General features: G+C 45.4%; 19 protein-coding genes. 2 read left to right on the top strand and 17 right to left on the bottom strand.

The window, feature by feature from the left end; genetic code table 11:
• Positions 1-86 precede the first annotated feature (86 nt).
• Positions 87-815 carry a LytTR family DNA-binding domain-containing protein gene (locus DW694_RS05640; RefSeq protein WP_110103258.1) on the top strand — a complete coding sequence of 243 codons (729 nt, stop codon included), beginning with the start codon at positions 87-89 and terminating at the stop codon, positions 813-815.
• Here DW694_RS05640 and DW694_RS05635 read toward each other — a convergent pair.
• From DW694_RS05635 to pta, 7 genes are all read right to left on the bottom strand, one after another.
• The gene (locus DW694_RS05635) at positions 754-2,688 is read right to left on the bottom strand and encodes a GHKL domain-containing protein (RefSeq protein WP_147420722.1); all 1,935 of its coding nucleotides are present in this window, start codon (positions 2,686-2,688) and stop codon (positions 754-756) included. The genes DW694_RS05640 and DW694_RS05635 overlap by 62 nt on opposite strands.
• Positions 2,663-3,337 (bottom strand): hypothetical protein, encoded by a 675-nt coding sequence (locus DW694_RS05630; protein WP_118752674.1) that lies wholly within the window; start codon positions 3,335-3,337, stop codon positions 2,663-2,665. The genes DW694_RS05635 and DW694_RS05630 overlap by 26 nt, the downstream gene beginning before the upstream one ends.
• A 163-nt stretch (positions 3,338-3,500) precedes the next feature.
• On the bottom strand, positions 3,501-4,868 hold the full coding sequence (locus DW694_RS05625; RefSeq protein WP_118752673.1) for an MATE family efflux transporter: 1,368 nt from the start codon (positions 4,866-4,868) through the stop codon (positions 3,501-3,503).
• Positions 4,869-4,965: 97 nt separating this feature from the next.
• Positions 4,966-5,148, bottom strand: coding sequence for a 50S ribosomal protein L32 (rpmF, locus tag DW694_RS05620; protein WP_015525241.1), 183 nt, complete (start codon positions 5,146-5,148; stop codon positions 4,966-4,968).
• 3 nt (positions 5,149-5,151) lie between these two features.
• Positions 5,152-5,679, bottom strand: coding sequence for a DUF177 domain-containing protein (locus DW694_RS05615; protein WP_118752672.1), 528 nt, complete (start codon positions 5,677-5,679; stop codon positions 5,152-5,154).
• A gap of 251 nt (positions 5,680-5,930) precedes the next feature.
• Positions 5,931-7,121 carry an acetate kinase gene (locus DW694_RS05610; RefSeq protein WP_021652542.1) on the bottom strand — a complete coding sequence of 397 codons (1,191 nt, stop codon included), beginning with the start codon at positions 7,119-7,121 and terminating at the stop codon, positions 5,931-5,933.
• Positions 7,122-7,148: 27 nt separating this feature from the next.
• A complete protein-coding gene (gene pta, locus DW694_RS05605) occupies positions 7,149-8,156 on the bottom strand; it encodes a phosphate acetyltransferase (RefSeq protein ID WP_015525244.1) in 1,008 nt (335 codons plus the stop codon).
• A 428-nt stretch (positions 8,157-8,584) separates the two neighbouring features.
• Here pta and DW694_RS05600 point away from each other — a divergent pair, with 428 nt between their 5' ends.
• Positions 8,585-9,859, top strand: a complete 1,275-nt coding sequence (locus DW694_RS05600; protein ID WP_118752671.1) for a nucleotidyltransferase family protein — start codon at positions 8,585-8,587, stop codon at positions 9,857-9,859.
• A gap of 75 nt (positions 9,860-9,934) precedes the next feature.
• Here the strand turns inward: DW694_RS05600 and DW694_RS05595 are convergent, their stop codons facing one another.
• The 10 genes from DW694_RS05595 to DW694_RS05550 all read right to left on the bottom strand — a co-directional run bounded on the left by DW694_RS05595 (position 9,935) and on the right by DW694_RS05550 (position 20,654).
• Complete coding sequence (locus DW694_RS05595; RefSeq protein ID WP_118752670.1) at positions 9,935-11,095, bottom strand: aminotransferase class I/II-fold pyridoxal phosphate-dependent enzyme; 1,161 nt, start codon at positions 11,093-11,095, stop codon at positions 9,935-9,937.
• A 218-nt stretch (positions 11,096-11,313) separates the two neighbouring features.
• On the bottom strand, positions 11,314-12,102 hold the full coding sequence (locus DW694_RS05590) for an ATP-binding cassette domain-containing protein (protein WP_015525247.1): 789 nt from the start codon (positions 12,100-12,102) through the stop codon (positions 11,314-11,316).
• Positions 12,103-12,105: 3 nt separating this feature from the next.
• Positions 12,106-13,032: an ABC transporter permease gene (locus DW694_RS05585; RefSeq protein ID WP_279030718.1), complete on the bottom strand. Its 927-nt coding sequence runs from the start codon at positions 13,030-13,032 to the stop codon at positions 12,106-12,108.
• Positions 13,033-13,089: 57 nt separating this feature from the next.
• Complete coding sequence (locus DW694_RS05580; RefSeq protein ID WP_021652537.1) at positions 13,090-14,118, bottom strand: ABC transporter substrate-binding protein; 1,029 nt, start codon at positions 14,116-14,118, stop codon at positions 13,090-13,092.
• A gap of 441 nt (positions 14,119-14,559) precedes the next feature.
• Positions 14,560-15,924: a PFL family protein gene (locus DW694_RS05575; protein ID WP_015525248.1), complete on the bottom strand. Its 1,365-nt coding sequence runs from the start codon at positions 15,922-15,924 to the stop codon at positions 14,560-14,562.
• A 70-nt stretch (positions 15,925-15,994) separates the two neighbouring features.
• Complete coding sequence (locus tag DW694_RS05570) at positions 15,995-16,267, bottom strand: ACT domain-containing protein (RefSeq protein WP_015525249.1); 273 nt, start codon at positions 16,265-16,267, stop codon at positions 15,995-15,997.
• A 13-nt stretch (positions 16,268-16,280) separates the two neighbouring features.
• Complete coding sequence (locus DW694_RS05565; protein ID WP_022427103.1) at positions 16,281-17,078, bottom strand: MBL fold metallo-hydrolase; 798 nt, start codon at positions 17,076-17,078, stop codon at positions 16,281-16,283.
• Entirely contained in the window at positions 17,065-17,664 is a 600-nt protein-coding gene (gene coaE / locus DW694_RS05560) for a dephospho-CoA kinase (protein ID WP_015525251.1), read from the bottom strand. Before coaE ends, DW694_RS05565 begins: the two co-directional genes overlap by 14 nt.
• A complete protein-coding gene (gene polA / locus DW694_RS05555; RefSeq protein ID WP_118752669.1) occupies positions 17,665-20,304 on the bottom strand; it encodes a DNA polymerase I in 2,640 nt (879 codons plus the stop codon). It abuts the gene before it with no gap.
• A 2-nt stretch (positions 20,305-20,306) separates the two neighbouring features.
• On the bottom strand, positions 20,307-20,654 hold the full coding sequence (locus tag DW694_RS05550) for a zf-HC2 domain-containing protein (RefSeq protein WP_044962144.1): 348 nt from the start codon (positions 20,652-20,654) through the stop codon (positions 20,307-20,309).
• Positions 20,655-20,706 lie beyond the last annotated feature (52 nt).

Here is a 20,706-nt window from a genome sequence, read left to right as displayed (position 1 = left end):
TCGGGCAAAAAACCGACATTGGATATACGCCAAAATTATGATATACTATTTTTACTACTCTTTTATAAACCGGAGGTTATATTATTTTGAATATTGCAATTATTGATGACATCTCAACGGATGCAGAAGCCCTGAAGAATATCGCTGTTTCCTATTTTGAGAAAAAACAGATCAGGGCAGAAATCTGTCATTTTTTCAGCGCAGAAGAATTTTTTGAAGATTATCAGCCCGGAAAATTTCAGATCCTGTTCCTGGATATTTATATGGACGGAATGACAGGTATGGAAGCTGCGCGCAGGATCCGAAGACAGTCCGATAGCTGCATCCTTGTTTTTGTCACTACCAGCAGTGATTTTGCTGTGGAAAGCTATGATGTAGGAGCCTCCTATTATCTTCTGAAACCATTTCAGCCAGAAAAACTCTGTTCCATTCTGGATTCCTTTCAATCCAGGCATTTACTGGCATCCCGTTACATTGAAGTCGTTTCTGACCGGGTTCCCATCCGGGTCCCTCTGCGCAGTATTTTATATGCAGATACATTCCGAAATGCAGTGTGCCTTCATACCGACGCCGGTCCGGTCCGTTCTTATCTTACCTTTCACAAATTTGAGGAGCAGATCCGGGACTGTCCCAATTTTCTCTCCTGTTACCGTGGCTGTGTCGTCAATATGGACCGTATACAGGAAGCTTCTGAAGAAGGCTTTCTTCTGGACAACGGGGAGGTCGTCCAGATCCGGAAACGTGGCTCTTCTGCTATCCGTAAAGCCTATCTTCAGTATCTCTTTGCGTCAGATGAAGAAATATCTCAGCTTTAAAAATGCCATTTTCAGACTGAAAATCCGCAAACCCTCCATAACGTGCCGCAATTTCCATGATCGACGCAGTTCCGATCCCCTGTCCGGAATGCTTACCTGAAAAAAATCCTGTTTTATTTCTGCGTAAGGGATCTGTGCAGCTGTTTTCTTCTTTTATAAGAAGTTTATTATTTCTGGTACGTATCTGTACACGGACAAATCTGGAACTGCCTTTCGGACAAAGCTGTGCCGCTTCTATGGCATTTTCCAGAAGATTTCCAAAGAGACGACAAAAATCTGTATCCTGGATCCCTGTTTTTTCCGGTGCCTCTACCTGACACTGAAAAACGATCCCGTTTTTTCTGCATAGTTCTTCATAATAATGTAAGATCGCATCGGCAACCTGATTTTTACAGTAAGAATGATAGGTCAAACGTTCCTGGAATTCACGGGTATACCGGCAAAGGTATTTCTGCATTTCTCCATACTGCTCACGTTCCAGTAATGCAGACAGAACACGAAGGTGCTGACGCATATCATGACGGACACGGCTGGTTTCTTCCATCTGTTCTTTTAATCGGTCGTAATGATTTTTCTGGGCAAGGAGACGAAGTTCAGTCTGATGACTATATACCTCATAAGTCAGACTGATCTTATATGCTTCTGACAGGTCTCTCCACAGAACACAGCCAAACGCAGCTGTCAGTATCAGCCCACCTGTCTCCGGGAAACCTCCTCCCAAAATCGGCTCATAAAGATACCCTATCCGATCTGCCACAAGGGAACAGGCATAAATCGTTGTTCCCACCAAAACGATCTTTCCATATCTGCAATCTGTTTCTCCAAAAGTATTGAGCAGCATATAGATCGCTGCCACCCATTTGACTGCCTCACTGATCCAGACAACATCATAAAGAAGCCTGGCTGAAGGAAGTATATCCGCAAAAATCTCCAGAAAGAAAGCTACTACGATCCAGAGATCGATCAAAAGAAACAGATATATGCCCCTTTTTTTTCCTATAATACAATCCTCAAGCCGGATCATGCAGGAAAGGATCAGATAATAGATCATAGTTTCCAGGGCATACCAGGGCCTCGTGGGAAGAAGAAAAAAATTATGTACCAGGGAGCATAACGAATATCCTGCCACACAGAGACAGACCAGATTAAAAATAGCAAATTCTTTTATCCTGGTTCTGACATGTACCATAAGAGTCCCAAACATGATACAGATACAGAACGCAATGGCACAGCCGCTTCCGAGTACCCGCAGTCCTCTCTGTATGCTTACACGGACCGGAGATCCCAAAACCGGAATAGCCTGGATTCCGGATCTGATATGGCTTTTGTCTGCTACTGCTATGACAATTTCTACAACCCCGGATCCCTGAAACGTAAAAACACGGTTCATGACCCGGTCCATATAGGTTTTTTCGTCAGGATCCCCCACTTCCCCGGCCAGTTCTCCATTGATATAGATTCGGTATGCGGAAAAAACCTCCGCCATAGATATCGCCCAGATTTTTTCCTCTTCGGGCAGGATCAGAAACATCCGGTATGTCCCACATCCATACGTAGAAGCCTCTTTATTCCCCAGTTCCATTTCATTACGTTCTCCGATCGAAATATAACAACTGTAATATCCTGGATCCTTTTTCAGCATCTCAGGTGTAAGCAGCTTTCCCGGAAAATATTGCCATTCCCTGGCAAGATAATGTAGCTTTGCCGCCGCATCTTTATCATCCAGACAAAGGATTCCCTGAATGGGCTGCTCGCCTTTCGCTGTATATTCATTATTTATGAGATACATCATAAAAAAAGCAGTCATAGATAACACCACAGTAAGTCCAAAGATCAGGGTCCATTGCCTACTTTTCTCCTTTATGACTGTCACCTCGCTTTCCGGATCTGCTTCGGATTCCTACGATCAGCACTGTTATCATTGTTGCTGTCGTCAGGACTGCCACTGCAAAAGGATTCTCTTCTATATCATCTATTTTCCGACCTCTTACGCAGAAGATTCCTGTCTCGTCCGTGTCAACGATCAGAAGATCCTGCTTTTTATCCAAGAATGTCTTTAGTTTTCTTCCTCGGGAATCCGTAATTTCCATAGTTTCCGGATCTCCGTTGGGAAACATCTCTTTTACCGGTATCATGATCCGGCTCCCCGGAATATCCGTGATCTTCTGAATGCCTTTATAGATCTTTATTTCATATGAATGATTGGAAACCTTTTGTACCAGTGCCTGTATTGTACCATTCTCTGCTACCTTCCAACTTTGTGCCACAGAAGCAGGGATACGAAGACTGATTCCTTCTTTTTCAAAATTTATATCTCCCATATATTTCAGGATAAGATCCAGACGTTTTCCACTGATCACAGTCCATTTTTCAGTAACAACTTCTGTTACCTTTCTGGCCGGCTGCTGTACTTCAAGTTCAGCTCGTACAGTTCTCGCGCTATAAATCATACCGACACACAGCGCAATAACTTCAAGTATCAACCAAAAACCATATCGTATTGTTTTTTGCAGATTATACATATCTGGTCATCCCCATTACATATGTTTCATCTATCTGCATCCAGAATACCTCTTTTTCAGCTTTCAGGCAATCAAATCTATACGTAATAAATCGACATCTTTCGAACAAAACAAAGGTGCTGATCACTGCTATTGCACAGAATCAACACCTTTTCATATATCGTTATTTCTTTTTCTGCATACCTGGAAATCGCCGAAAATAATAGATGACAAACAGTACCGCAGTAATTATCCAGGACACCGGATAACTGAGCATGATACTTTCGATTCCCGGATGAGATCTTACAAAGGCAAACAACCAGATGATACGTAAAAGACAGACTCCTCCACAGGTCAGGATCATCGGAACCAGTACTCTTCCGGCACCACGCAGCGCTCCGGAAATAATTCCGATCACAACATAAATAGCATAGGACGGAATCAGGAAACGGATCATATGCACCCCAATGTCTACAACCACCTGATCTGTTGTAAACAAATGGTAGATCGGATTTGCGAACAGAATAAGTGCTCCGCTTACAATAAACGCCGAAATGTATGCCATCACCATACAGACACGGACACTTTTTCGCATGCGGTGGTATTTTCCGGCACCATAATTCTGTCCCACAAAGGTGGTAATTGAAATGGCAAAAGCATTGCATACCATCCAGAACACCGCATCAATCTTTCCCATAGTTCCCCAGGCTGCCACTGTGTCAGTCCCCAGTTCATTGACAAAAATCTGAATGGTGAGATTGGCAATATTATACATCACCGATTCCAGTCCTGCTGGAAGTCCAATCCTGAGAACTGCCCCCAAAGACCGGAGATCAAAACGAATCTCATGAAATTCCAGACGATAAATATCCTCTGCGCGCATCAGGAACCAGGTTACAAGGATGGCACTGACTGCCTGGCAGCTGACTGTTGCAAGTGCAACACCGAGGACTCCCATATGGAAGATCACTACAAATACAACATCCAGCAAAATATTCAACAAACAGGTAATGATCAGCACATAGAGCGGTCTTTTGGAATCTCCTACCGCTCTTAGGATACTGGATACCATGTTGTAGACCAGATTGAAAAATGTTCCCGCAAAATAGATATGCAGGTACAGCACAGAATCGGGAATTACTTCTGCCGGTGTTTTCATCAGGTGAAGGATCGGCTCAGCCAGGATAAATCCTGCTGTTCCCACAATAATACTGGCAGCCAGGCAGAAGATTATAGATGTGTGAAGTGCTTTTTTAAGGTTTTTGTGATCTTTCGCTCCGTAAAACTGAGAAATCACTACAGACGCACCGGAACATAAACCTACAAAAAAACCTACGATAAGATTCACGATCATACTGGATGAGCCTCCTACTGCTGCCAATGCTTCTTTTCCCACAAAGCGGCCTACTACAACTGTATCGGCAGTATTGTAGATCTGCTGGAACAGAGTTCCAAACAAGATCGGAAAAAAGAATATCAGAAGCTGCTTCCAGATCACACCCTCTGTGATCTGGTTCACGGCGGTATTTTTCTGATTCTTGTTCTGTTTCATATTTTTTTATTTTCCCCCCAGAGTATAAAAAAAGCCGGTATACTTATCTCAGCATACCAGACTCTTTTCGCATCATATATTGACTGTCTAATTAAAATTAGTCCTCAACTTTGATGATTTCCTTCTTATTGTAGCTTCCGCAAGCTTTGCAAACTCTGTGTGGCATCATAAGTGCTCCACATTTGCTACATTTAACAAGGTTCATAGCGCTCATTTTCCAGTTCGCTCTTCTCTTGTCACGTCTAGCTTTGGAAGATTTGTTCTTAGGACAAATGGACATAGGTTACACCTCCTTAAATTTACTGAATATATCACTGATAGCTGCCATGCGGGGATCCTTAGGCTCCTCCTTGCATCCGCAGGGACCTTCGTTCAGGTTCTTCCCGCAGCGGCTGCAGATACCTTTACAGTCTTCTTTACATAAGACCTTTAAAGGCCAGCATATCAATACCTCAAGATAGACCAACCGGTCCACATCCAGGTTCATACCTGTGAGATAGCTGCTTTCATCCAGATCATTGACACGCTCTTCATCAGAAAGCTTCATATCGAGCTTCTTCTTAAATTCCAGCGGCATCTCGACGGCTACTGTCTCAAGACAGCGGTCACAGGGAATGCCCACTGTGATCTTACCGGTTCCTGTAAGCTCAAGAACCTTATCACCGGTATTGGTGATCGTAAGCTCTACCGGTTCCTTCGCAAGTACCGGAAAACTTCCCATCTGAAAATCAATCTTCTCCAGTTCAGGAACAACTGATTCCTGGATCGTCTTGCCATCACAGGAAGAAATGTCTAATAAATGAATCTGCATAAGTCTCTCCTATCCACACTCAATCCATTATACATATGGTCTTGTGATTTGTCAACGTTATTTTCGGGAAAATATTACATTTTTTTAATTTTTTGTTACTGTCGGCTTAATCAGAAATTCGGGGTAAATTACGGGGGTGGACCTTTAATTGTCCGCCCCCCGAATGTATACTGCTGATCCACAGTAATATATAATTCTGCCTGATTACCGATCATGCCCGAACGGTTCTGTACCGGTACTGAAACAGCTGATTATACCAGTGCTACAGTCTCACGGCAGATTGCAAGCTCCTCGTTTGTCGGGATAACTGCAACCTTAACCTTGGAGTCCGGTGTGGAGATCACGATTTCCTCGCCACGATGTCCGTTAGCATCTTTGTCAAGTGTTACGCCAAGGTATCCGAGATAGCTGACAACCTTCTCACGTACCGGGATCGCATTCTCACCGATACCTGCTGTGAAGACGATCGCGTCAACACCATTCATTGCTGCAACATATCCGCCTACGAATTTAGCGATGCTATAGCAGAGAACGTCGATGGCATTAGCTGCATCCTCGTTTCCGCCTTCAGCTGCCTCGTTGAGGTCACGGAAGTCGCTGGAAAGTCCGCCGGAAAGTCCGAGAAGACCAGATTTCTTGTTGAGTACATTCATAACGCCCTCAATGTCCAGGTTCTCTTTCTTAGCAATGAACTCCATGATAGCCGGATCGATGTTACCGGAACGAGTTCCCATAACAACACCTTCAAGTGGTGTAAGACCCATTGTTGTATCTACACATTTGCCATTTACAACTGCGCTGATGGAAGATCCGTTTCCAAGGTGGCAGACGATAACTTTGGAGTTGTCTTTGTCAAGGCCAAGGAAATCAACAGCTCTCTTGGATACGAAGCTGTGGGATGTTCCGTGGAAACCGTATCTTCTTACTTTATATTTCTTGTAGAAGTCAAGCGGAAGTCCATAGAGATATGCTTTAGCAGGCATTGTCTGATGGAAAGCGGTATCAAATACGCCTACCTGTGGTACGCCTGGCATAAGCTCTGCACATACACGGATACCAATGAGGTTAGCCGGGTTGTGGAGCGGTGCAAGGTCATTGCACTCTTCTACTGCTTTGATCATCTCGTCTGTGATCACTGCAGAAGAAGCAAATTTCTCGCCTCCGTGTACGACACGATGTCCAATCGCATTAACCTCTTTAAGGCTTCCGATTGCACCTGTTTTATCGTTTGTAAGAGCATCCAGTACCATCTGGATCGCTTCTTTATGTGTTGGCATAGCTGCCTCTGTGATCTCTTTGTCACATCCGGCTTTCTGATATACCAGTCTTCCGTCAATACCGATTCTCTCGCAGAGACCCTTTGCAAGTACATTCTCTGTCTCAGAATCGATTAACTGATATTTTAATGAAGAACTTCCACAGTTGATAACTAATACGTTCATGATTTAACTCTCCTGATCTTTTAATAATTATTTATCCTCTGCCTGGCACTGTACTGCTGTGATCGCTACAACACCTACGATATCATCTGCAGAGCATCCGCGAGACAGGTCGTTTACAGGTTTTGCGATACCCTGTGTAACAGGTCCGTATGCTTCTGCTTTACCAAGACGCTGAGCAAGCTTGTATCCGATGTTACCTGCATCAAGGTCAGGGAATACCAGTACGTTAGCTTTACCTGCTACTTCGCTTCCCGGTGCTTTGGATGCGCCTACGCTTGGAACGATAGCTGCATCAAGCTGGAACTCTCCGTCAAGTTTAAGCTCCGGATGCTCCTCTTTGGCAATTCTTGTAGCCTCTACGACTTTATCTACGTCAGGATGCTTTGCACTTCCCTTAGTGGAGTGGGAAAGCATAGCTACGATCGGCTCCTCCTGAACAAGAAGCTTAAAGGACTCAGCAGAAGATGCTGCGATCGCAGAAAGCTCATCCGGAGTCGGGTTCTGGTTCAGACCGGAATCAGCAAATACGAATGCACCGTTTGCACCATACTCGCAATCCGGAACAACGATCAGGAAGAATGCGGATACAAGCTTGGTTCCCGGTTTTGTCTTCAGGATCTGAAGGCATGGACGAAGTGTATCTGCTGTAGAATGGCATGCACCGGATACCATACCGTCTGCATCCCCCATCTTAACCATCATTACGCCATAGTATGGGTACTGAGTATGAAGGATCTCTTTCGCTTTCTCAGGTGTCATTCCCTTCTTTGCTCTCAGCTCTACAAATTTATCAATATATGCCTGAGTTCTGTCAGATTTCTCCGGATCTACGATCTGTGCACCGGAAATATCAAAGCCGCCCTCTGCAGCTTTCTTGTTGATCTCTTCCTCATTACCGATGAGGATGATCTTTGCAACTCCCTCTTTCAGAATCTTGTCAGTTGCCTCAAGAGTTCTCATATCCTCTGTCTCTGGCAGTACAATTGTTTTTACGCTTTCTTTTGCTCTTTTTTTAAGCAGTTCAACAAATCCCATGATTAAATGGCTCCTTTCTTGATGTAACAAAAACGCTAGTGTCTGTTCGGGCACTACACTATGTTTATTATACCCCCTTACCCTTTTCTTTTCAAGCGTTTCATTGTCAGAAAATGGCTATACTGCGTATTTTTTGAAGTGCAATTGTTACTGTTTACCGACAATGTTCTGCGATGTGTTTTTTGTGGATAAAGATCACAGATGGCCCGAGGATTTCGGCGCATAATTATAAATTTGCGTGATTTCTGTATCTCACAAAGGGTGTTGCCGGGCCCAGAGCGGACAGCAGCATTCGGGTTTATGGCAGCAAAACAGATTTCGAATGCCGCTTAACTTTTTACATTGCTTATGTTAAAATAGCACCATTATTATAATATAAGAACTTATTTCAAGATTTGAATTTTCAGAAACGGCAGGTACTTTTTTATATGAAAGTTGTTGGAATCATTGCAGAATATAACCCATTTCACAAAGGTCACGAATACCAGATCCGCTATGCCCGGGAGATCCTTGGTGCTGATTATATTGTGGTCGCCATGAGCGGGGATTTTGTCCAAAGAGGGGCTCCTGCCCTTATGGAAAAACATCTCCGGGCTGAGATGGCTCTTCTCGGAGGCGCCGATCTGATCCTGGAAATGCCGGTACAGACAGCAACGGCCAGTGCGGAAGGATTTGCCGCAGGTGGCGTAAGCCTTCTTGACGGGCTTGGTGTTGTAGATGAGCTATGTTTCGGAAGTGAATGCGGAGATACAGAGACTCTTATGAATATTGCACAGATTCTTATAAAGGAACCGTTTGAATACCGCAAACTCCTTCAGCAGAATCTTCGTACCGGAATGAGTTTTCCTGCTGCAAGAAGCAGTGCTTTGATCCGTTACATGCGAGAAAAAGCCACTTCCGTGCATAACACATTCGGCGTTTCATCCGAACATATTGAACTCATTCTTTCTTCTCCCAATAACATCCTGGGAATCGAATACTGCAAAGCGCTTCTCCGTCTTAACAGCCGTATCCTTCCTCATGCACTTTTAAGAAAGGGATGTGGTTATCATGATACGGATTTTTCTCTTCTTTCTGACGAAGAATTTCCCTCTGCTTCCGGCATCCGGAGCCTTATGAAAAAATCCGAAGGAACTGTGCAGTCTGCTGATCTTTCCCGGTTGATCCCTTCTGCTTCCCTTCCCGGATTCCTGGATTCTCTCAAAAAAGGAGCATGGCTTTCTGACTCAGCACTGGATCTTCCTCTGCATTACAAACTGCTTCTGGAATCCGAAGAAACTTTAAAAATGTATCCGGAGCTTTCGGATGCACTGATCCGGCGTATCCTGAAATCCCGAAATCAATATGAAGGTTTTTCCCAGTTTGCGGATCTTTTGAAAACACGGGATATTACCCGTTCTGCTATCTGCCGCAGCCTTGTCCGGATCTTTCTTGACCAAAAAACAACAGCACCCGGACACATTCCCTATGCCCGGGTACTTGGCTTTCAAAAAAACAGCGCTCCGCTTCTCAGCCAGATCAAGAAAAACTCCTCGATCCCGCTGATCACCAAAGCCGCCGATGCATCTGCGATCCTCGATGAAACTGCGCTTCGACTTTTTAATGAAACCTGTGCGGCTTCCAATCTTTACGAAATGCTTCTCTGCCACAAAACAGGTCAGCCTTTCATCCACGAGATGAAAAAGCCGCTGCGGATCATTTAAGATCCACAGCGGCTTGAACGCTGATAAGTAATCTTTTCATGGCTTGAGATCGGATTTTGAACAACTTTCAGTTATTCAGTTTAATCCGCTTTTTCGGATCGCTTCCACTGCTTCCCGGATCTTCTCCGGCGGAAGTACCAGGGCGAAACGTACGTAGCCCTCTCCGTGGGGACCAAAGCTTGCTCCCGGAGTCACGATGACGCCGGCCTTTTCCATCAGTTCCATACAGAATGCCATGCTGTCGGTGCGGCCACCCGGGATCTTCGCCCAGACAAACATGGTGCCTTTTCCATTTGGAAGTTCCCATCCGATATCACGAAGTCCCTGGCAGAGAGCATCTCTTCTCTCCTGGTACTTCTGACACTGTTCTTTTACGCTATCCAGCGGTCCCTGAAGTGCTGCAATAGCTGCTTTCTGAAGCGGCAGGAACATGCCGAAGTCGATCTGGCTTCTCAATTTGCGAAGCGCTGCGATCACATCCGGCCGGCCTACCAGAAAACTAAGTCTTGCGCCTGTAACATTGAAGGATTTGGAAAGACTGAAAAATTCCACTCCAATATCTTTCGCTCCCGGAGTGGCCAAAAAACTTCCTCCAAATGCCCCGTCAAAAATAATATCGCTGTACGCATTATCATGAATGATCAGAATATCATATTTTTCCGCAAATTCCACGATTTCTTCGTAAAGTCCCGGAGTGGCAATGCTTCCTACCGGGTTGGACGGCAGGGATACTACCATATATTTAGCCTTATTCGCTATTTCTTCCGGAATTCCCTTTACATAGGGAAGAAAATCATGCTCTGCAACCAGCGGATAATAGTAAGGAACTGCTCCTGCCATCAGACTTCCTGCTGCAAATACGGGATAGCACGGATCCGGAAGAAGTACTGTATCTCCCTCATCACAAAGCGCCATGCCAAGATGCCCCATTCCTTCCTGGCTTCCATAAACAGTCATTACCATGTCCGGTGTCAGTTCCACATCAAAACGTTTCTTATAATAAGTACAGACTGCGTCCAGAAGCTCCGGCAGATCGCGGAGACTGTATTTCCAGTTGTTGTCATCCATAGCTGCTTCCGCTACAGCTTTCTTGATATATTCCGGAGTCTTGAAATCCGGAGTTCCCACACTCATGTTATAGATCTTCATGCCCTGTGCTTCCAGCTCCATACGTCGGTTGTTCAGAGCAGCAAAAATTTCATCTCCAAATCGGTCCAATCTTTTTGAAAACTGCATATCATTCGTCCCTCTTCCATAATAAAATCAAACGGATATTCGCAATCCGCTTCGCTACTTGCTCATAAATGAAATCACAAAGTGATTTCATTTATTTTATCACGGTAACGTGACATACTCAAGAATTTTCATAAAAAAAGAACCATCACCGGTGTAAAGCAGCTATTCATTTTCCACTTTACACATGATCGGTAACGGTTCTTCATTATTTATTCCGTTTATTCAGACAAAAGAATACGGTCATTATCCAAAGCCTTGCCCACTCCCGTTTTAAATTTCTCAAGAAGGCCATCCACGGTCATATCCTTCTTCTCTTCCCCTCCGATATCCAGCACGATATTGCCGGAGTCCATCATCAGGATACGGTTACCAAGATCAATTGCTGACTGCATATTGTGTGTGATCATCAGACAGGTCAGCTGATTTTCTTCCACGATCCGTCTGGTGAGATTAAGGACTTTCTCAGCAGTTCCCGGATCAAGGGCTGCAGTATGCTCGTCCAGAAGAAGTAATTTCGGCGGATTCATGGTTGCCATCAAAAGCGTCAGCGCCTGTCTCTGTCCACCGGAAAGAAGACCTACCGGATGGCTCATCCGCTCTTCCAGCCCAATGTCCAGCTTCTTTAATTCCTCACGAAAACGCTCTTTTTCCTGCCGGGTCGTGCGGGAAAGCCACCCACCCTTGCCGGCTGCAAGTGCAAGATTCTCTTCGATCGTCATTCCCGGTGCAGTGCCACGCATCGGATCCTGATAAAGACGTCCGATCTCTTTTGCGCGTGCATGCTGCGGCATAAATGTGATATCCCTGCCATCCAGCTCGATTGAACCAGCATCTGTAAGAAAATCACCGCAGATCGCATTAAAAAGTGTTGATTTTCCTGCACCATTGGAACCGATGATCGTAGCAAAGTCGCCTTTTTTCAGTTCCAGGGAAAGATCTGTGATCGCCTTTTTTTCGTTTACGGTTCCCGGATTAAATGTTTTTGAAATATGGCTGATTTTTAACATAGATCATCTTCCCCCTTTTGTATGAGTCATTCTTCTTCGGATCTGCGGCCACTGTTTCTTAAGATACGGACCGGAAATTGCAAGAACAACGATCACAGAGGATACCAGCTTCAGCATAAATGCCGGCATATTGAACCGAAGTGCGATGGTATACACAAGGCGGAAGATAAAGGAACCAAGCACCATTCCCACCGCTCTCACAAAAATTCCTCCATGTCCGAGAAGAGTACCTCCGATCAGCAAGGATGCCAGTGCGATGGTGACCATACCCTGACCGATGTTGATATCTACGGATTTCTGTGATTGAGACAGAAGACATCCGGAAAGTGCGGTAAATGCATTTGCCACGCAAAGGCCGATCACAGTTGTAAAGACCGGATTGATGGAGGAAGATTTTACCATATCAGAATTATTTCCGGTTGCCCGGATTGCAAGGCCAAGTCTTGTTTTCAGAAAGAACACCAGAAATACGATCACGAGGATCACTGCGATGGCTGCAATGAGGATATCTTCCCTGCCTTTTAACGGTGTACCTGCAAGCGCATCCTTCATCATGGTAAATACTGTGGTCGTCCGATTCATATTGATCAGGGATGAGCCTCCCATAACTGCGATATTTACGGAATATAACGCCGTATTTACAATGATACCTGCAAGCAGGCTGTCTACCCCCAGCTTCGTCTGCAGGATAGCCGTTACAAATCCTGATGTAACACCTGCTGCCATGGCCGCCGCAATGGACAGAAACGGATGTCCGCTTACAGCAACTACGGCTCCTACAGCGGCCCCGAAGGTAAAGCAACCATCTGTAGAAAGGTCGCAGACATTCAGCATGGAATAACTAAGGAACAAAGCAAGAACTGTCAGAGAACAGATCAGTCCAAGCTTCAGGGCAGTCTCCCCGAGGGAGAGCATAGTTGCAATCGTCACAGTGATTTCCTCCAATTGGATTTATTTCATAACTGCTCACAAAAGTGAGCGGTTAATTTATTTTGATTCTACTTCATCAAAGCTTTCTGCAGTTGTGATCTCATTTACCTGTGTGCAGAGAGGCTCAAATGCCTTCTTTACGGTATCGAAATCAAGTCCAAGTGCCTTGCAGGTTTCTGTATTAACTGTTGCAGTACCATTGTCAAAGGTTTCAACAGCTGTCTTAGACGGATCCGCATTATCTATCAGGATGTCAGCGATCATATCGGCTGTTTTCTGTCCCAGATTTGCATAATCAACACCATATCCTACAAAGGCACCATTTAATGCAAAGGAGTCGGCACCTGTGTAGTGCGGGATTCCTGCGTCGATGAATTTTTCATAAATAGAAAGCTCTGCTGTCATGATGGTGTTGTCCGTAGGTGTAAATACGGCATCCACACCGTCAGCGATCAGTGCATCTGCTGCGAGCTGGACTTCATCGGTAGTGGTTCCGGTACGCTCTACATATTCGATTCCCTCTTTATCCAGATAATCTTTTGCTTCCTGGATCGCTGTTGTGGAGGAATCCTGTCCAACATCATAGAGAAGACCAATCTTCTTTACATCCGGATTCTGTGCCTGGATCAGCTTCATGATAGAAGAAGTATCCAAGTAATCGCTGGTTCCTGTGATATTTGCACCAGGAGCATCCAGAGAATCTACAAGACCGGAGCCAACCGGATCAGATACTGCGGAGAAAACAACCGGTGTATCGCTTCCCTCTGTAGCGGACTGCATACGCATTGCCACCGGTGTAGCCACACCAACCATCAGGTCAACCTTATCCGCCTGAAAATCTGAAATGATCTGTTCCATAACACTGGCATCTGCATTACAGTTATCATAAGACACATCAAATGTGACACCCTTTTCTTTGCCAAGCTCCTCCAGACGGGACTGGATGTTGTCTACGATCTGGTTCAGGGAAGCATCATCTACATAATTGCAGATGCCCACTTTAAAATCCTCCGCCATAACCGGGCTTGTCATCATCATAGTTGTTGCTGCTACTGCTGCTGCGATCACTAACATTCTTTTTTTCATGGTTTTGTTCTCCCTTCTTATTTCCGCTTATGATTACCTTTTGTACACCTTGCGGTCTGCTTTTCCGGAACAACTTTCATGCGACAGAATCGCTTTTCCTGTAACACAAAAACCGTCCCAAGCTTATATCATGCTTGAGACGGTAATAAAAGTTCTTTATTATCGCGGTACCACTCAAATTGACGAATCGTCCACTTTCCGGTGTACTAACATACACTCCTCATTGGTAACGGGTTCGGTTCCCGTCGGCGCCTACTGTACAGATAAATAGTTCGGGCCGCCCTCGAAAGTCCATTCAACATCTGGTCCCCTGCGGATTTCCACCATCACCGCTCTCTGTGAAGCTTCCTGAAATATTTACTTCTCTTTCTCACTGGTTTGTTTTTTAAGTTGTGTTTACTTTAGCACATCAACGTGAGTCTGTCAAGCCCAAAAATAAAATTAATTCTTAAAGCTGTGGATCGGTGCCGGGATCCTTCCACCTCTCTGTACAAATGCATCACAGGAGAATGAATTTACAGGCATGATCGGAGCATAGCCAAGAAGACCTCCGAACTCAACCGTTTCGCCCACACCCTTACCGATAACCGGGATGAGACGTACTGCAGTTGTCTTCTGATTTACCATACCGATGGCAGACTCATCTGCAATGATACCTGCCAGTGTAGTCGCCTTGGTATCTCCCGGAACTGCGATCATGTCCAGACCAACAGAGCATACACAGGTCATGGCTTCCAGCTTCTCCAGAGTAAGCGCTCCCTCGTTTACCGCATCGATCATTCCCTGATCCTCGCTGACAGGAATAAAGGCACCACTTAATCCGCCCACAGCAGCTGCTGCCATAACGCCGCCTTTCTTCACCTGGTCGTTGAGAAGTGCAAGCGCTGCAGTTGTTCCAGGTGCACCGGCTCTCTCAAGGCCGATTTCTTCCAGGATCTCAGCTACGGAATCACCGATAGCCGGTGTCGGTGCAAGAGAAAGATCCACAATACCAAACGGCACGTCAAGACGCTTGGATGCCTCACGTGCAACCAGCTGTCCAACTCGTGTAACTTTGAATGCGGTACGTTTGATCATCTCGCAGAGAGTTCCGAAGTCCTCGCCACGAACCTGCTCCAGAGCTTTCTTTACAACGCCAGGGCCACTGACACCTACGTTGATGATGCAATCCGCCTCTGTGACACCGTGGAACGCGCCTGCCATAAACGGGTTATCATCCGGTGCGTTACAGAATACTACCAGCTTGGCACATCCAAGAGAATCCTGGTCCTTAGTAGCCTCTGCTGTTGCGAGGATGATCTCGCCCATCAGCTTTACGGCATCCATGTTGATACCGGTCTTGGTGGAACCAACGTTTACAGAACTGCAGACGCGCTCTGTTTCTGCCATTGCCTGAGGAATGGAGCGGATAAGAAGCTCCTCTGCCGGAGTCATTCCTTTGCTTACCAGTGCAGAATATCCGCCGATAAAGTTAACGCCAACTTCCTTGGCACATTTATCCAGCGTTCTTGCGATGGTCACAAAATCCTCCGGTTTCTTACATGCAGCCCCGCCAACCAGAGCAATGGGTGTTACGGAAATTCGTTTATTTACAACCGGGATACCGTACTCGGTTGCGATCTCATCACCGGTAGCTACCAGATTTCTGGCCTTTGTGGTGATCTTTTCGTATATTTTCTGATTCAGTGCATCCAGGTCAGGATCGATACAGTCCAGAAGGCTGATCCCCATGGTGATGGTACGCACATCCAGATTCTCCTGCTCGATCATTTTATTTGTCTCGTTTACCTCAAAAATATTGATCATTTTATTTTCTCCCTGATGATTGATGTAAAGTAGATATCATATGCATTGGCAATCCGCATTCGCTGCTTGATCATACTCGATGCATCATGTTAAAAATATCTTCATGCTGGCAGTGGATCACAACACCGATCTCCTTACCCAGATTTTCAAGCTCTTTTGCAAGTTCACCGCCATCCTTTTCACATTTTGCTGTGTCTGCGATCATCATCATGTTGAAGTAACCCTGAACGATGGTCTGAGAAATATCCAGAATATTAACCTGATTCTCTGCAAGATATGTACAAACCTTTGCAATAATTCCTACTGTGTCATTTCCTACTACTGTGATAATTGTCTTCTTCATCGTTTTTTCCTTTCTACACTGTGATTATTTCTGATATGTGATCCCTCTTCGCTACCTGGATCTTAAAATCCCTGGAACGGTACGGGTTGTCACCAAGTGTCACCTCCGAGCACACAGTCTCGTAGGCAAGTTCTTCATAGTTGTTTTCTCTGCTTAAATGGCCAAGAAAAACCGCCTTCAAATTATCATGGAGGATCCGACAGAGCAGACGTCCTGCATTCTCATTGGAGAGATGTCCACGGTCTCCCAGAATCCTCTGTTTGAGATAATAAGGGTATTTTCCAACCTGAAGCATGCGGATGTCATGATTTGCTTCCAAAAGCACCGCATCCAGATTCTCCAGATTTTTTACAATGTAATCATTATATTTTCCAAGGTCCGTGGCAATGCCCACAGAATGCTCTCCACATTCCAGGCGGTAACCCACCGGCTGTGCAGCATCATGGGGAATGGTAAAAGGATTTACCGTCAGGTCCTTGATCTCAAAAGGCTCATCCTCCCGGATCTCGTGGATCAGTCCCTCCGGCATTTTTCCAAGGGATTTCATACGAAGCATGGCATCTGCTGTTCCACCTGTGGTATAGATGGGAATTCCGTATTTTCTGGAAATCACTCCCAGTCCCTTGATATGGTCGGAATGTTCATGTGTGATCAGGATTCCGTCCACATCTTTCCCTGTAAGATCCAGGGAATTCAGGCCTTTTTCGATACTCTTCCCGCTGATCCCCACATCTACCAGAACATGTGCCTCCTCAGATCCCACATAAATACAGTTGCCGCTGCTTCCGCTGGCAATACTACAAAGTCTCATTTCTCTCTATCCCTTCTCTGATCTGTCTCCGGGTACCCTTCAGATCTCCATTATTCTCGATCACATAATCCGTATGTTCTCTGAAAACCTGGTCAGATACCTGGTTTCGGATAATGCCAAGAGATTTCTCTCTGGAATAGCCACGGCTTTCCATCAGACGACGGATCCGGATTTCCTCCTCTGTATACACATACCAGACTTCATCACAGAATTCCTGATAATTCTCTTCCAGAAAAAGAGCAGCTTCCACAACACAGATCTCTCTTCCAGCTTCCTTTTGTTCTCCAAGAAGATCCAGAATTCTCTGCTTTACAGCCGGATGGATGATCCCGTTTAATTTCAAAAGCATATCCTTATCTGTGAATACTACATCAGAAATCCGTCTCCGGTCAATAGTTTTATCTTTTTTTATGATTTCTTTTCCAAACAATGCGATCACCGCATCGTAACATTCTTCCCCCGGTTCCATCAGAATGTGGCCAAGCTGGTCTGCCTGGATCACATATGCCTGGAAATCTTCTTCCAGGATTCCAAGTACTGTACTTTTTCCGGCCCCTACTCCGCCGGTTACTCCGATCACTCTCATTTATTTCGCCTCATACCAGCTGTCACCCTGGTGCATATCTACGTCAAGTTCCACTGCAAGGTCTGCCGCTCCCTTCATCTCTTCTTCCAGAATACGGGAAACTTCCTCGATCTCTTCTTTCTTTGTCTCGATCAGAAGCTCATCGTGAACCTGCAGCACCAGTCTTGAACGCAGTCCCTCTTTTTTCATTCGTTCATAAACATGGTTCATGGCTATTTTGATGATATCTGCTGCAGTACCCTGGATAGGAGAGTTCATGGCTACACGTTCTCCGAAGGAGCGCTGCATGAAATTACTGGATCTCAGCTCCGGCACGGGCCTTCGTCTGCCGAACATAGTTGTCACATAACCGTGTTCCTTGCCATCCTTTACCAGACCGTCCAGAAAGCCCTTGATCTTCGGATAGGTCTCGAAATATTTCTCAATATAGGCAGATGCCTCTTTTCTGGTAATACTCAGATCCTGGCTCAGTCCAAAGGAACTGATCCCATAAACGATTCCAAAATTTACCGCCTTGGCATTTCTTCGCTGAAGAGATGTCACTTCATCCAGCGGCACATGAAACACCTGGGATGCGGTGAGCCGGTGGATATCCTCCGCCTCACGATAAGCCTGGATCAGTTTTTCATCACCGGACATATGTGCCAGCACACGAAGCTCGATCTGGGAATAATCAGCATCCAGAAATACAAATCCCTCTTCCGGCACAAAAACCTTACGGATCAGCCTTCCCAGCTCCATGCGGACCGGTATGTTCTGAAGATTCGGATCTGTGCTGCTGATACGACCGGTTGCTGTGATCGTCTGATTAAAAGTAGAGTGGATCCTTCCATCTTCTCCGATCACATTTCCGAGACCATCTGCATAAGTGGATTTCAGCTTGGTCAGCTGGCGGTACTCCAGGATATCTTTTACGATGGCATGATCCGGCGCCAGCTTATCCAGGATATCCGCCGCTGTGGAATAGCCGGTCTTGGTCTTCTTTCCACCTGGAAGTCCCAGCTTTTCAAAAAGGATCACACCCAGCTGTTTCGGGGAATTGATATTAAACTCCTCCCCTGCTTCCTGCCAGATGGTTTTTTCCAGCTCCTGGATACGGACTTTAAGTTTTTCACCATAGCTTTTAAGCTCTTCACCCTTAACGGAAATCCCCCATTTTTCCATGGAGTCCAGGGTAAAGACAAGAGGAAGCTCGATCTCATCATAAACCTTACGCATGCCTGTTTCATCCAGTTTTTCAAGAAGAACCTTTCGGGCCATGCAGGGCACAAACGCCTGATAGCAGGCATAATTTCCAAGGCATTCCAGTTCCTCTTCCCAGGCCTTTTTCAGAGAAGTCTTTCCAAGAAGGTCTTCCTTTGAGGGGAGCATCATACCATCCAGATATTCTCTGGCGATATCATCATGGGAATAGGAAGATTTCAGCGGGTTCAGAAGATATGCAGCAACCCCCGCATCAAAAACCTTCTTCGGATCATCAAGGGAAACATGTTTGAGAACTGATTTAATATCCATAGCACAGAGCACCGTACTGTCCGCCAGAGTTTTCAGTTTTCCGCAAAGGTAATCCCCTGTGAGAAGTCCTCCCACCGGAATCTGATAGATTTCTTTTTCATCCAGGACCAATCCCACGGTATACACCTGATCCGGATCTGCAAGAACAGAAATACCCACCTGATCTTTCTGCGCTGCTTTTTCAAACAGTGCCTCCACACCGGAAAGATCATTACAGGTAAAAAATTCCAGTTCCATGGAGGAATCTGCTGTCGTAGCCGGATCAAAACGGTTCAGCATGTTCTTAAATTCCAGGCGTTTACACAATTCATATGCCTCCGGAGTATAGGGATTTTCCACTTTCGCTTTTTCGTAGGAAAATTCCAGCGGACTATCTGTGTTGATGGTTGCAAGCTCTTTGGAAAGCTGTGCCAGATCATAATGCTCACGAAGAGATTCTTTCGCCTTATTAGGCTTTACTTCTTCCAGATGCTCATGAGCATTCTCAATGGAACCGAACTGCACGATCATCTTGGTCGCGGTTTTCTCTCCAACGCCCGGGATTCCCGGAATATTATCGGAGCTGTCGCCCATCAGCGCTTTCAGTTCTATGATCTGCGGCGGCGTTACCTGATATTTCTCAAGAACTTCCGCTGTATGGTAATTTTCAATGGTTGTCTTTCCCCGGACAGTCTTCGGAAGCCGGATCAGCACCTTATCTGTGGCAAGCTGAAGAAGATCACGGTCTCCGGAAAGAATGGTAACATCCATACCCTTTGCTTCACTTCTTCTGGCGACCGTACCAAGAAGATCATCTGCTTCATAGCCTTCCAGGGACATGATGTTGATTCCCATGGCAGAAAGCATCTCCTTGATCAGCGGAACCTGTTCCCGAAGCTCCTCCGGCATGGGTTTTCGGGTACCTTTATAAGCTTCATATCTCTTATGCCGGAACGTAGGTGCACTCAGATCAAATGCAACGGTAAGATACTCCGGCTTCTCTTCCTCCATGATCCTGAACATAATATTCAGAAATCCATATACCGCTCCTGTATGGCATCCTTCTGCATTGGTAAGATCCGGCAGACCATAAAACGCACGGTTCAGGATGCTGTGACCATCGATCAGTAATATTTTTTCACTCAAAATCAAATTCCCTCCTTCAGTTCCAGGATCACAAAAACAAGAAAGACCACCAGTGCCGCGATCAGAACGCAGACTGCCACTGCAGCGATCGCTCTGTGAAATTTCTTTTTTCGGATATACCTTCTGGATTTTCGGATATCCTCTTCCAGAAGCTCCTTAAAATCCAGAACAGTATCTTCCTGTTTCTCATCCAGCTGCTGCATGGCCTTATGTACAATGAAATATGTGGCAAGCTCATCGTAGCAGGAGGAACACTTCTCAATATGCTCCAGAAAATCCTCCAGATCATTCAACGGCAACGTATGATCGATATATTTATTAACCATTCCCTCTGCAATACGACAGTTCATATTTTCCCGTTACTGAAAACTTATAAAAAGTTATAAACTTCTATGTTTCATT

The sequence above is a fragment of the Ruminococcus sp. AM26-12LB genome (assembly GCF_003480785.1).
In the GTDB taxonomy this organism is placed as follows: Bacteria; Bacillota; Clostridia; order Lachnospirales; family Lachnospiraceae; genus Blautia_A; species Blautia_A fusiformis.
Note: the sequence above shows the minus strand (reverse complement) of the source record. Positions and strands in the feature narration are given on the sequence as shown.